This is a genomic window from Xylanivirga thermophila (assembly GCF_004138105.1).
GTDB classification, from domain to species: Bacteria; Bacillota; Clostridia; order Caldicoprobacterales; family Xylanivirgaceae; genus Xylanivirga; species Xylanivirga thermophila.
The window spans coordinates 26,084-39,952 of the sequence record NZ_RXHQ01000007.1 but is presented as its reverse complement, the minus strand read 5'-3'; the positions used below and the strand labels follow the sequence as shown (position 1 = coordinate 39,952).

Annotated in this window: 16 protein-coding genes; all 16 read left to right on the top strand. The window is 37.6% G+C overall.

Going from position 1 to position 13,869, the window contains the following annotated elements; genetic code table 11:
* Positions 1–29: 29 nt before the first annotated feature.
* The 16 genes from EJN67_RS05420 (at position 30) to EJN67_RS05345 (ending at position 13,765) form a co-directional block, all read left to right on the top strand.
* On the top strand, positions 30–704 hold the full coding sequence (locus EJN67_RS05420) for an amino acid ABC transporter permease (RefSeq protein ID WP_207207973.1): 675 nt from the start codon (positions 30–32) through the stop codon (positions 702–704).
* Positions 697–1,419: an amino acid ABC transporter ATP-binding protein gene (locus EJN67_RS05415; protein WP_129723328.1), complete on the top strand. Its 723-nt coding sequence runs from the start codon at positions 697–699 to the stop codon at positions 1,417–1,419. The genes EJN67_RS05420 and EJN67_RS05415 overlap by 8 nt, the downstream gene beginning before the upstream one ends.
* Positions 1,420–1,432: 13 nt before the next feature.
* A complete protein-coding gene (locus tag EJN67_RS05410; RefSeq protein ID WP_129723327.1) occupies positions 1,433–2,005 on the top strand; it encodes a hypothetical protein in 573 nt (190 codons plus the stop codon).
* 143 nt (positions 2,006–2,148) lie between these two features.
* Positions 2,149–2,688, top strand: coding sequence for a ribosome hibernation-promoting factor, HPF/YfiA family (hpf, locus tag EJN67_RS05405; protein WP_129723326.1), 540 nt, complete (start codon positions 2,149–2,151; stop codon positions 2,686–2,688).
* Between the two features lie 210 nt (positions 2,689–2,898).
* Positions 2,899–5,592 carry a preprotein translocase subunit SecA gene (secA, locus tag EJN67_RS05400; RefSeq protein WP_129723325.1) on the top strand — a complete coding sequence of 898 codons (2,694 nt, stop codon included), beginning with the start codon at positions 2,899–2,901 and terminating at the stop codon, positions 5,590–5,592.
* Between the two features lie 14 nt (positions 5,593–5,606).
* Positions 5,607–6,708, top strand: a protein-coding gene (gene prfB / locus EJN67_RS05395) for a peptide chain release factor 2 (protein WP_243641237.1) whose coding sequence is annotated in 2 segments (ribosomal slippage) — positions 5,607–5,681 and positions 5,683–6,708 — 1,101 coding nt in all. Because the reading frame shifts where the segments join, the coding sequence is not laid out codon by codon here.
* Positions 6,709–6,722: 14 nt separating this feature from the next.
* Positions 6,723–7,169, top strand: coding sequence for a chemotaxis protein CheW (locus EJN67_RS05390; protein WP_129723324.1), 447 nt, complete (start codon positions 6,723–6,725; stop codon positions 7,167–7,169).
* A gap of 69 nt (positions 7,170–7,238) precedes the next feature.
* Positions 7,239–7,715, top strand: coding sequence for a GNAT family N-acetyltransferase (locus tag EJN67_RS05385; protein ID WP_129723323.1), 477 nt, complete (start codon positions 7,239–7,241; stop codon positions 7,713–7,715).
* Between the two features lie 31 nt (positions 7,716–7,746).
* Positions 7,747–8,163 carry a bacteriohemerythrin gene (locus EJN67_RS05380; RefSeq protein WP_129723322.1) on the top strand — a complete coding sequence of 139 codons (417 nt, stop codon included), beginning with the start codon at positions 7,747–7,749 and terminating at the stop codon, positions 8,161–8,163.
* Positions 8,164–8,201: 38 nt separating this feature from the next.
* Positions 8,202–8,606, top strand: coding sequence for a bacteriohemerythrin (locus EJN67_RS05375; protein WP_129723321.1), 405 nt, complete (start codon positions 8,202–8,204; stop codon positions 8,604–8,606).
* 20 nt (positions 8,607–8,626) lie between these two features.
* A complete protein-coding gene (locus EJN67_RS05370) occupies positions 8,627–9,277 on the top strand; it encodes a rhomboid family intramembrane serine protease (protein WP_129723320.1) in 651 nt (216 codons plus the stop codon).
* Positions 9,278–9,450: 173 nt separating this feature from the next.
* On the top strand, positions 9,451–10,479 hold the full coding sequence (locus tag EJN67_RS05365; protein ID WP_243641236.1) for a D-alanine--D-alanine ligase family protein: 1,029 nt from the start codon (positions 9,451–9,453) through the stop codon (positions 10,477–10,479).
* A 2-nt stretch (positions 10,480–10,481) separates the two neighbouring features.
* On the top strand, positions 10,482–11,594 hold the full coding sequence (gene kamA / locus EJN67_RS05360; RefSeq protein WP_129723319.1) for a lysine 2,3-aminomutase: 1,113 nt from the start codon (positions 10,482–10,484) through the stop codon (positions 11,592–11,594).
* 248 nt (positions 11,595–11,842) lie between these two features.
* A complete protein-coding gene (locus tag EJN67_RS05355) occupies positions 11,843–12,280 on the top strand; it encodes an NfeD family protein (protein ID WP_129723318.1) in 438 nt (145 codons plus the stop codon).
* Positions 12,281–13,234 carry an SPFH domain-containing protein gene (locus EJN67_RS05350; protein WP_129723317.1) on the top strand — a complete coding sequence of 318 codons (954 nt, stop codon included), beginning with the start codon at positions 12,281–12,283 and terminating at the stop codon, positions 13,232–13,234.
* Positions 13,235–13,237: 3 nt separating this feature from the next.
* Positions 13,238–13,765, top strand: a complete 528-nt coding sequence (locus EJN67_RS05345) for an NUDIX hydrolase (RefSeq protein ID WP_129723316.1) — start codon at positions 13,238–13,240, stop codon at positions 13,763–13,765.
* Positions 13,766–13,869 lie beyond the last annotated feature (104 nt).

Sequence of the window (13,869 nt, the reverse complement as noted above, 5' to 3'; positions counted from 1 at the left end):
GGAGCGGGGTAAGGATTATTGTGACAGGTATTTACAAGGCATTATCGAATGCCATATATTCTAACTTAATACAGGACAATATGTATATTCTATTCTGGGAGGGACTTTTAGTGTCCCTCAAACTTACTCTATATGCTGCTATACTGGGAGTTATTATAGGATTATTAGTGGCATTGGCAAAGATGAGTAAGATAAAGATTTTTAATAATATAGCCAATATTTATGTGAGCATAATAAGGGGTACACCTGCAGTAGTACAGTTGGTCATTATATATTATGCCATACTTGGGGGTAGTTCGCTGCCTAAACAAATGGTGGCGTCTGTGGCATTTGGTATAAATAGCGGTGCATATGTAGCTGAGCTTATAAGGGCTGGTATACAGGCGGTAGACAAGGGACAGATGGAGGCAGCCCGTTCACTGGGATTCTCATATGGTCAATCTATGAGCTATATAGTAATTCCGCAAGCTGTGAAAAATATATTACCTGCCCTTGGAAATGAGTTTATATCCCTGCTTAAGGAAACTGCAATAGCAGGTTATATAGCCCTTGACGATCTGACGAGGGTAGGGAGCATAGTGCGCAGTCGAACATTTGATGCATATACACCATTTATATTGGTAGCTCTTATATATCTATTTATTACCTCTATTTTGACAGGATTGCTAGGGCATCTGGAAAGGAGGCTCAGACAGAGTGATTAAAGTAGTGAATCTTCATAAATATTTTGGTGAACTTGAGGTCCTAAAGGGTGTCAACAACGAAATAAAAAAGGGTGAGGTTGTATGCATAATAGGGCCTAGTGGTTCTGGAAAGAGCACCTTTTTGAGATGTTTAAACCTCCTTGAAGAGCCTACAAAGGGTGAGATATATGTAGATGGAGTATCCCTTGTGGAGCGCAGAAAAGATGTAAATAAGATGAGACAAAAGATGGGGATGGTTTTTCAGCAATTTAATCTATTTCCCCATAAGACGGTTATGCAAAATATTACTATGGCGCCTATTAAATTAAAGGGTTTATCAGAAGAGCAGGCCAAAGGAAAGGCTGTAGAGCTTCTAAGGAAGGTAGGGATGCCAGATAAGGAGGATGTATATCCAAATAGGCTATCTGGAGGACAAAAGCAGAGAGTAGCCATAGCAAGGGCACTTGCCATGGATCCGGAGATAATGCTCTTTGATGAGCCTACTTCAGCACTTGACCCTGAGATGGTTGGTGAAGTTCTAAATGTTATGAAGGATTTGGCACAGGAAGGTATGACAATGGTGGTTGTTACCCATGAGATGGGATTTGCCCGGGAGGTAGCCGATAGGATATTATTTATGGATGAAGGCATTATATATGAAGAGGGTACCCCCGAGGATATATTTAAAAACCCTCAAAAGACGCGTACCAAAGCCTTTTTAAGCAAGGTACTGTGAGAGGAGGATATCTTTGCAAGGAGCTAAAATTGTATTTGCTGTGTTTATAATACTTTCCTTGATGCCTATTATAACGGCATATGTAAAAAGGATAAATAAATCAGCTAAAGAGAATGATAAAAAAGCATTTTATACGCGAATTATTGCAATGGTATTGATATGCGGGATTATTATGGCCTTTTTTATTTCATTATATAGGTTTACTATAGATTATCAGGCACCACTATTTGTTGAGCGCTGTAGTGATGTTATTATTGAAGAACGGGATAATGAAATTTCAAAAGTAGTCGATATATTAAAGTGTAAAGATTTGGTTTCAAGCAGTTTTATCCCAATGGATGAAGCCATACTTTCAAATTTTCCAGATGTTGATGATTATAAGCTGTCCTTAAGCAGCAAAATGTACGATACTGAGGATGCACGTGCCATTTATGCCATGTATGAATGGAAGAACAAGAAGGCATATATGGAGTTTGAATTGGATATGGAGAAAAATACATGGAGACTTGTTTCCATATCTTCATGTACCGATGAGAAAATAGAAGAAATAGATTCCAATATGAAATTTTCTAAGATAAAGTCATAATGGGCTTTATCTTTTTTGTTGCCTATTTTCTAAAAGGCATGTTTAATAAAATAGGTTGGGGGTATAAATGTATTAGAAGGAATTACTTTTTATTTGTCGAATATATATAATATAAGGTTTTATTTTGAAAGGAGCTGACCGCTATGCGTATTATATTAAGTGGAAAGAACATTGAAATTACAGATGCACTTAGAGATCAGGTATATAAAAAGGTAGGCAAATTAGAGCGTTATTTTGACGAAAATACCGAAGTATATGTAACAATGTCAGTTGAAAAAAACCGCCATATAATGGAGGTCACCATTCCATTTAACGGTATAGTCATAAGGGCAGAGGATTCCACTGATGATATGTATATAACAATTGATAAGGTGCTAGATAAGCTGGAAAAGCAGATACATAAGCACCGAACTAAACTGAGTAAGAAGATAAGGTCAGGTGCCTTTAAGTACGAAAAACCGGTGTTTAGTGAAGCGTTTGAACCTGAGGAAGTTGATATGCCAAAATTGGTAAAAACAAAACGTTTTGCCGTAAAGCCCATGCATGTTGAAGAGGCAATACTTCAGATGGATCTTTTGGGGCATGCATTTTTTGTATTTATAAATGCAGAAAGTGATGAAGTAAATGTAGTATATAAGAGAAAAGATGGTAATTATGGGCTTATAGAGCCGGAATATCTATAAAATATTAAAAGGAGCGAATATCGCTCCTTTTTTAAATGTATTTTTAGCTTAATAGGACACTCCCATGTGTCATTCAATTTCATACCATTTATATCCCGCTATTTATTTTAAAGCTATGAATTAAAGCGAATTTCTTTTGTCCTTGAATATTGTTAGAATAGATGTTAAAATTAAGTATTAGTATAAAAAGGATATTATTGAGGTGTTGATATGTTAGGAGCATTAAAAAGAATATTTGGCGATCCTAATGAAAAGGAGATAAAAAGGCTAAGCAAGACCGTTGATCAGATAGAAGGATTAGAATCATATATGAGAGGACTTACCGACAATGAACTCAAGTCAAAGACAGGTGAGTTTAAAGAGCGTCTTAATAATGGAGAAACCTTAGATGATCTGCTTCCAGAAGCATTTGCGGTAGTACGGGAAGCATCTTCAAGGGTATTGGGTATGAGACATTTTAAGGTACAGCTAATAGGTGGTATAGTGCTTCATCAAGGGCGTATAGCTGAAATGAAGACAGGTGAAGGTAAGACTTTGGTAGCTACTTTGCCAGCCTATCTAAATGCACTCACGGGTAAGGGAGTCCATATAGTTACGGTAAATGACTATCTAGCACGTCGTGATAGTGAATGGATGGGAAAAATATATAAATTTTTGGGGCTGTCTGTGGGTCTTATAGCTCATGATATGAGCTCTGAGGAACGTAGAAAAAACTATGGCGCTGATATTACCTATGGTACCAATAATGAATTTGGTTTTGATTATTTAAGGGATAATATGGTGATATATAAGGAAGAAATGGTGCAAAGGGAGTTAAACTTTGCCATAGTGGATGAAGTGGACTCCATATTAATAGATGAAGCCAGGACTCCTCTTATTATATCAGGCCCTGGGGATAAATCTACGGATCTGTATTTTCAGGTAGATAGATTTATCTCCCGCCTTAAAAAAGAAGAAGACTATGAATCTGATGAAAAGGCCAACACAGTACATTTAACTGAAGAAGGAGTAGATAAGGCAGAGAAATATTTCAATCTAGAGAATCTAGCCGATCCGGAGAATATAGAGATTTCCCATCATATAAATCAAGCACTTAAGGCCCATGCCCTTATGAAGCGGGATAAGGACTATGTAGTAAAGGATGGGCAGGTTATAATAGTCGATGAGTTTACAGGACGTCTTATGACGGGTAGAAGGTACAGTGATGGATTGCATCAGGCTATAGAGGCCAAGGAAGGTGTGAAGGTAGAGCGGGAGAGCAAGACACTTGCAACTATCACGTTTCAGAATTATTTTCGTATGTATAACAAGCTATCCGGTATGACTGGTACAGCCAAGACCGAGGAGGATGAATTTAAGACCATCTATGGCCTCGATGTTGTAGTTATTCCTACAAATCGTCCAATGATAAGAAGGGACTATAACGATGTTATATACATGACAAGGCGGGCCAAGTTTAATGCGGTGGTAGACGAGATAGAACAAAGGCATGCCATAGGTCAGCCAATATTAGTTGGTACTGTATCCATAGACACATCTGAAATGCTCAGTGATATGCTTAAAAAGCGAGGTATACCACATGAGGTATTAAATGCAAAATATCATGAAAAGGAAGCTGAGATAGTAGCACAGGCTGGTAAGTACAAGGCCGTTACAATAGCCACTAACATGGCTGGGCGTGGTACTGATATACTCCTTGGAGGCAATCCGGAGTTCATGGCTAAAAAAGAGATGCGAAGGCAGGGGTATTCAGAGGAGATGATATCCTATGTAACCAGTCAGGAAGAGATAGATGACAAGGATATATTGGAGGCTAGAAATATATATAAAGCCCTGTATGAAAAATATCACATGGAGACTGAAGAAGAGAGGAACAAGGTATTAGAGGCAGGCGGCCTTCACATAATAGGTACGGAAAGACATGAAAGTAGGCGTATAGATAATCAGCTTAGAGGTCGTTCTGGAAGACAGGGAGATCCTGGATCTTCGAAATTCTACATTTCACTTGAAGATGATCTTATGCGTCTATTTGGCTCTGACAAGGTAAAGGGTATAGCTGAAAGACTGGGAGTAGACGAGGGTCAGCCTATAGAATATGGCCTGTTATCCGGGCAGATAGAACAGGCTCAAAAGAGGGTGGAAGGCAGAAACTTTGATATAAGGCGCCATGTGCTCCAATATGATGATGTGATGAACATACAGCGAGAGATAATATATGGTCAAAGGCGTCGAGTGCTAGAGGGTGAAAACATAAAGGATGCCGTAATGGATATGCTAGATACCCTTGTGGAAGATATTTTAAATATGTATACCGGAGATGTGCCCCATCCTGAGGAATGGAATATAAAGGGGCTTATTGAACATCTAGAGAGGATTTTCTTGCCTAAAGGTGCCCTTATCATACCGGAAGAGGAGGTATTTGATCTTACAAAGGAAGATTTAAAAGGGCGCGTTATGGAGATTGCTAGGGCAGAATATGACAGAAAAGAAGAGGAAATCGGCTTTGATAATATGAGGGAAGCTGAGCGGGTCATCCTCTTAAAGGTAGTGGATCAGAAGTGGATGGATCATATAGATGCCATGGATCAGCTTCGTCAAGGCATAGGTCTTAGGGCATATGGCCAGCATGACCCTGTAATAGAGTATAAAATAGAAGGATATGAAATGTTTGAAGAGATGATACATGGTATACAGGAGGAGACAATATCCATATTGTATCATCTAAAGATAGAAAAAGAGATGCCAAGGCGGGAGCAGGTAGCAAAACCATTGCATGCCAGCCATGGCGGAGAAGAAGAAACAGTAAGACGCCCCATAGTAAAGGGCGAGAAGATAGGTCGAAATGACCCCTGCCCATGTGGCAGTGGCAAAAAATATAAAAAATGTTGTGGTAAAAACGCATAGGAAGGGTGAATAATATGATAGAAATTGAAGAGTCAAAATTTGAACTCGATGAATTATCTAAAACATTATCCCAGGTTGGTGAGTCTCTTTGACATCCCTGGATCAAAGAAACGCATAGAAGAACTGGAAAAACAGATGAGTGATCCGGATTTTTGGAATGATTTAGAGAAGAGTCAAAAGGTAACCCAAGAAATAAAATATTTAAAGGACAGAATTGAAAATTATACAAAATTAAGTTCTAGTGTGGAGGATGCCTATGTGCTGATAGAACTGGCTGAAGAAGAGGGAGAATTGTCCCTTGCCGATGAGATTGGACATACTATAAAAGAACTAAGTACCCAAATAGAACATCTAAAATTGGAAACTCTATTAAGTGGTCCATATGATAAGAATAATGCTATTATTTCTCTTCATGCAGGAGCCGGTGGTACAGAAGCTATGGACTGGACATCCATGCTATATAGAATGTATGTAAGATGGGGAGAGGATAAGGGGTATAAGGTAGAAACCCTGGATCTTTTGCCTGGTGAGGAAGCGGGCATAAAAAGTGTTACATTTCAGATAAGTGGACCTAATGCCTATGGCTATTTAAAGGCTGAAAAGGGAGTTCATAGGCTAGTGAGAATATCCCCATTTGATTCTTCAGGAAGGCGCCATACTTCATTTGCATCGGCAGATGTAATGCCTGAGCTTGACAACGATATAGATATAGAGATAAGACCTGAGGATTTAAAGATAGATACCTATCGCTCTGGTGGTGCAGGGGGACAGCATGTCAATAAGACTGAATCTGCTGTTAGAATTACCCATTTACCGACCAATACTGTGGTACAGTGTCAGAATGAGCGTTCCCAGATCCAAAATCGAGAAACGGCAATGAAGGTGCTAAAGGCCAGGCTTTTGGCATTAAAGGAGCAGGAAGCAGAAGAAAAGATAAGGGACATGAAGGGTGAACTAAAGCGTATTGAATGGGGTAGCCAAATACGTTCGTATGTGTTCCACCCGTACAGTATGGTAAAGGATCACAGAACAGGAGTGGAAGTAGGAAATATCCAGTCCGTCATGGACGGTGATTTGGATATGTTTATAAATGCCTATCTTCAAATGATGGCGTAAAGGGGGTGTAATAATTGGCTGAGCAACAGTTTGTAGTATTTAGACTTGGCGAGGAGATGTATGCTGCCCATATATACAATGTACAGGAGATTATATTCCCAGAGCAGCCTACTAAAGTGCCAAATAATCCTGATTTTATAGAAGGGGTAATTGACTACAGGGGCACTATGGTGCCGGTTATGGATTTAAAAAAGCGGTTTCACCTTGGTGAGGCTGCCTATAAACAAGGGGCACGTTTTATAATAGCTGAAGTAGGAGATGTGAAGGCTGCATTTATTGTAGATGAGGTTACTGAAGTACTAAGGGTAGATGATTCTATAATAGGTGAGGCACCTGATATGACAAAGATAAAGAAAGAGTATATAAGTGGTATGGCAAAGCTTAAGGACAAACTAGTGGTGATCTTGGACTTGTCCAAAATATTCACCGTTGAGGAAAAAGAAGTAATATCAGCGTTATAAAAATATGTTTTGTTTTGATATTATTGTTTATCTATCTAATATGGCAGATGGTGAGGAGGATGATATTATATGTCGGATATGCTAGTAAAGCTATATGACCTGCCCGACAATAGTGAAAATATAAAAAAACTTGAGGAGCAGGGCATATACATAAAAAGGGCGTTAGCACCAGATAAATTCAAAGTAGTGGAATACGTAAGGGAAACCTTTGGTGATGGTTGGGCTAGCGAATGTGATGTGGCTTTTTCAAATAGCCCTATATCTTGTTTTATAGCTGTGCAGGACAAAAAAGTGATAGGTTTTGCATGCTATGATGCAACATGCAAGGATTTTTTTGGACCTACTGGGATAGATGAGAATGTACGTGGCAAAGGTATAGGTAAGGCACTGTTACTGGCTTGCCTCCATGCAATGTATGAACAGGGATATGCATATGCTATTATAGGTGGTACAGGTGGTGCAATCCCATTTTATCAAAAGGTGGCGGGAGCTACCGTGATAGAAGATTCCGTACCAGGCATATATGGACGTATGATTAGATATTAATGTAAAAGATAGATAGGTGGCGAATTTCAGTATGGCTATAATGTGGAGGAAGGATTTAGAAACGGGTATAGAGAGCATAGATGATCAGCACAAAGCTCTTATAGAGCAGGCCAATATACTTCTTGAGGCATGTGCCCAAGGTAAGGGCAAGGAAGAGGTAAAGGAGACGTTAGACTTTTTGGCCAGTTATGTAGTTACCCATTTCAAAGATGAAGAGGCCTATCAAAAAAAATATAATTATCCTTTATATGATTTACATGCAAAGGTGCATGAAGATTTTCTACAAGAGGTGGAAAATCTAAAACAGGAATTCGATGAGCAGGGACCAACCCTTAGGTTTACTGTACAGTTTAATAAGCGGGTGGTCGATTGGCTTATAAATCATATAGGCAAGATGGATAAGGAATTTGCTAAATATGTAAAAGAAAATTATACACAGGACAAATAATATATGTTTAGCATAATATAAAGAATGGGGGTAATGATATGGCTATAGTATGGAGAAAAGATCTTGAAATTGGTATAGAGGAATTGGATAAGCAGCATAAGGCTCTTATAGAACATGCCAGTGATCTTCTGGAAGCATGCGCTAATGGTAAGGGGAAAGAAGAAGTAAAGGATACTCTTGAGTTTGTATCTGAATATGCTGTTACTCATTTGAAAGACGAGGAAGCCTATCAAAGAAAATACAACTATCCCCTGTACGAAAATCATGCAAGGGTGCATAAAAACTTTTTAGAAAAAGTTGAGCAGTTAAAAAAACAGTTTGAAGAAGAAGGTCCTACCCTCCATTTTACGATACAATTCAATAGAGAAGTTGTAGATTGGTTTATTAATCATATAAGTAAAATGGATAAAGAATTTGCTAAATATGTTAAAGAAAATAGTTGATTTTACGGAGGTACTAATAGGTGATTCCACTAAGGGATACGGTTCGGAGTGAAAAACCTCCTGTAGTTACAAAGACTATAGTAATATTAAATACGATAATATTCATATACCAGGCATTGATGCCGCAACAAGAAATGGTCCAGTTTATCTATAGATATGGGCTTATCCCTGTAAAGCTGCATGAGCACCATCTGCCCCTTATAACAAGTGTGTTCTTGCATGGAAGTTGGTTGCATTTGCTTGGAAATATGTGGTCTTTGTGGCTGTTTGGCGATAATGTAGAGGATAGCATGGGGCATTTTAAATTTTTGGTATTTTATTTATTATGTGGTATAGCGTCAGGATATACCCATACTGCATTTAATGCAGTTTCAGATGTTCCAACTATAGGTGCATCGGGTGCAGTTGCAGGGGTTATGGGTGCATATTTTCTTCTATATCCACATGCCAGGATTGTAACTCTTATTCCTACGTTTTTTGTGTTCCCAATGTTTATAAGGGTGCCGGCAGTTATATTTTTGTTCTTTTGGTTTTTAAGCCAACTATATTCAGGTACTGTAAACTGGATACTAGGCAGTGCAGCAGGTGGAGTAGCCTGGTGGGGGCATGTAGGGGGATTTTTATCAGGAATGTTTTTACAAAATTTCTTTAGAACAAAAGATTATTATTGATTAGGTATTTAATATAATAAAAAAATTTAATAAACAATGAGATTTGGTCCTAAACCAAGAATAACTGGGAAACGCTGTATATATTATAAAATACGGCGTTTTTTTACTATTTTAATTATCTATGGGTTTGCTATAATTAGATAAAACCTATAATATAAAAGCTTGATTGGAGAGTGATAAAATTGGAAAAGGAAAGTGAGCCTATACCACTTTATACCATAGGCATAACTTATAACGTAAAAAAGGGACTACAGTCCGATGTAGAAGATGAAGAGGCTGAGTATGACAGCCTTGATACTGTTCTAACAATAAAAAATACCATTGAGGATCTAGGATGTAATGTAGAACTTTTAGAAGCTGATGATTATCTTTTCGATAGGCTTAAGGATACTAATCTAGATATGGTATTTAATATTGCAGAAGGTAGATTAGGGAGGGGGCGAGAGGCCCAGGTACCATCAATACTCAATTTTTTCAACATACCTTTTACAGGTTCTGATGAAACAACCTTGTGTGTAGCCCTTGATAAGGCATTATGTAAGCGTATTATAGCTACGGCAAAGGTTAGAACACCAAAATATCAAGAGATATCCAACATATCACAAAAGGTCAATTCCAAGTTAAAGTTTCCAATGATAATAAAACCAAATGCGGAGGGTTCAAGTAAGGGCATAACAGATGTGGCGGTTGCTGACAATATGGATATGCTTAATAGTATTTTAAATAAAAATCTACAAAAATATAATCAGCCAATGCTTATAGAAGAGTTTATAAGGGGTCGGGAGTTTACGATAGGTATTTTAGGTAATGGTGGGGATGTAAAGGTATTTTCACCGATGGAGATATCATATAAAAATGATTGCTCAGGGTATGGCATATACAGTTATAATGTAAAATGTAATTATAAGGATTATATAGAGTATATTTGTCCTGCCAGAATAAATGGGTGTATAGCAGACAAGATGACCCATGCTGCCCTTAAAATATATAATACATTAAAGTGCAGAGATTTTTCCAGGATAGATTTCCGATTGGCTCAAGATGGTACTATATACTTTATTGAAATCAATCCACTTCCAGGATTGACACCAGGTTATAGTGACTATCCCATGTTGGCTTCTATGTGTGGAATGGATTATAAATCCCTTATAAAGGGCATATTAAACAGCGCCTTAAAACGCTATAATATGAGGGGGCTATAGAAATGCGAGATTATAAGGATATTAAACCATGGTCAGATGTAACAAAAGAGCAATGGGATGATTGGAGATGGCAGATAAAGAACAGAATAACTGATACCAAAACTCTTAAAAAGGTGATAAGTATTTCAACTGATGAAGAGGAAGAGATAAATGCCTGTCTGAACAAATTTCGTATGGCTATTACCCCATATTATGCCAGCCTTATTGACCAGGACAATCCTAATTGTCCTATAAAAGCCCAATGTATCCCGGATATCAGGGAACTTACCATATTGCCATATGAGCTATCTGATCCACTTGATGAAGATGGTCTATCACCTGTACCCAATATAGTGCATAGATATCCTGATAGAGTACTCTTCCTATTAACCAACAAATGTTCTATGTATTGCAGACATTGTACGCGCAGACGGATGGTTGGTCAGGAGGATTGTGACATAACCTATGAATCGTTTGAACAGGCAGTAGAGTATATAAAAAGTAATAAGAATATAAGGGATGTGTTACTGTCAGGTGGTGACCCATTTATACTCTCCGATGAATTTTTAGAACGTATTATATCTATTTTAAGGGATATACCACATGTGGAGATAATACGAATAGGTACCCGCACTCCAGTAGTTTTGCCAATGCGTATAACGGATGAACTGCTTGCCATGCTCAAAAAATACCAACCTATTTGGATAAATACACATTTTAACCACCCAAACGAGATAACGGAATATTCCATACAGGCTTGTGAAAAAATAGTGGATGCCGGTATACCTTTGGGAAATCAAACGGTACTTTTAAAGGGAGTAAACGATGACAAGGAAACTATAAAAGAGCTATTTTTAAAACTTGTAAAGATGCGAGTAAGGCCATATTATCTATACCAGTGTGATTTATCACAGGGCATATGGCATTTTAGAACATCGGTCGAGGCAGGTGTTGATATAATGAGAAGTCTAAGGGGTTATATATCAGGATATGCTGTTCCTACATTCGTAATGGATGCTCCCGGTGGAGGAGGAAAGATACCTATAAATCCAGAGTATGTAGTGGATATAGATGACAGGGATATAGTGATGAAAAATTACAAGGGTGATATATATACCTATCCAAATATACATTGATGATTAATTCTTAATATGAGCTCTTTGTTATAAACCCTATGTATACCAATTTAGAGGATAGTTACTGAATTTTGTAATATGGATTATATTGGTATAAAACTTATGCCTGGTTAGAAGAGCATAGGGATGGTGCTGTTTATTTTAAAATTACAAATTAAGGAATATTTAAATAGTTGTTTACTATATCTCTGTCCATGTTATAAAATAGGCTTAGTGATATACCCTAACTTTATAAGGGGGGTGAATGTATGCTAAAATGGTGGATTATAATATCCATTGTCGCACTAGTTATAGATGCGACCACTAGCAATTTATTCTTTATATGTTTTACTTTTGGTGGTATTATTGCCATGATAACTGCACTCTTTGGTTTTCCTCCTTTTTGGCAATCGGTAATATTTGGAATAGTAACTATTTTATCTTTGGCATCAATTATACCGTTTCTAAAAAAACAATTTAAAAGCTCAATACCGGAATTTAAGTCTGCTGAAAGCCGTCTTGTAGGGCGGGAGATGATAGTTGATACAGATATACAGGATGAAGCTACCATTTCCATAGATAGTATATATTGGACGGTTAAGAATACGGGTGAGCCTTTAAAGGCGGGAGATGCAGTTATAATTACAGGCATAGAAGGTAGTAAATTGCTAATAAAAAAATTAAATGAGCAAGGAGGAGATATGTAAATGATTCTTTATATTCTTTTAGCCATTATACTAATTTCCGTTTTACTATCTATAAAGGTAGTTAATACTGGATATGTATTCGTAGTAGAACGTTTTGGACAGTTTTATAAGGTATTAGAGCCTGGATGGCACATGGTTTTACCATATGTGGATTTTGTAAGGGCTAGAATATCAACTAAACAGCAGATACTTGATATTGAGCCACAATCGGTTATTACCAAAGACAATGTAAAAATCAGCATAGATAATGTTATATTCTATAAGGTAATGAATGCAAGGGATGCAGTGTATAATATAGAGAGCTATAGATCAGGTATTATATATAGTGCTATCACCAATGTAAGAAATATTGTAGGATCGATGACTTTAGATGAGGTTTTATCTGGGAGGGATCAGATAAACAGGGAACTTTTGACTATAGTAGACAATATAACTGACTCCTATGGAATAAAAATCATGTCCATAGAGATAAAAAATATAGTACCTCCTGCAGAAATTCAACAGGCAATGGAAAAACAGATGAAGGCAGAGCGGGATAAAAGGGCAGCTATACTTCAGGCAGAGGGACAAAAGCAAAGTGCTATAGCTATGGCAGAGGGTAAGAAGGAAGCTGAGATCCTTTCTGCGGAAGCCGAAAAGGAAGCCAATATAAGACGTGCAGAAGGTGCAAGGGAGGCACAGCTTCTAGAAGCACAAGGTAAGGCAGATGCTATTAGGGCTATAGCAGATGCAGAAGCTCAGGCCATATCAAGGGTAAATAAGTCTATTATAGAGTCTGGCACAAATGAAGTAGTAATAGCATTAAAGCAGGTAGATGCCTTATCTAAGATGGCAGATAGTCCTTCAAGCAAGCTCATAATACCGAATGAAACATTGACATCTTTAGGTAGCTTGGCAGCTATTGCAGAGACACTTAAGCTCAATAAGGAATCAACTGAAAAGGGTGAAAAATAGAAATTGAAGATTATATCAAAAGAAAAGGTATATAAAGGACCAATCTTCGATGTATATCATGACAAGGTGCTATTAGAAAATGGTCGTACTACCTATAGGGATGCGGTAAAACATCATCCGGCAGCTGCTATAGCTGCAATCGATGATGAAGGATATATTCTTATGGTTGAGCAGTACAGGTACCCAATAGGACAAAAGCTTTTGGAGTTGCCTGCAGGACTTGTTGACCCTGGAGAGCAGCCTTCAGATGCTGCAAAGCGTGAATTATGGGAAGAGACTGGATATGAGGCTAAAAGTTGGCGGGAGCTTGGAAGCTTTTTTAGCTCTCCTGGGGGGCATGATGAAAAGATATTTTTATATCTTGCTACTGACATAGAGAAGGTGTCAAAGCAGCACCTTGATAAAAATGAAATTCTAACCTTTAGGAGAGTAAAATTTGGAGATGTCTTAAGTATGGCTAAGAATGGCCAAATTTTGGATGGCAAGACAATTATAGCTGTATTAATCATTGAAAGTTTAAAATTATGTTAGAAAAAGGGTCTGGTATTGACACCAGACCCTTTTTCTAACATAAAAATGTAAATAATTATTCTAAATTGCCAATAAAAGCTTGAAATGTTTATAAATAATGATAG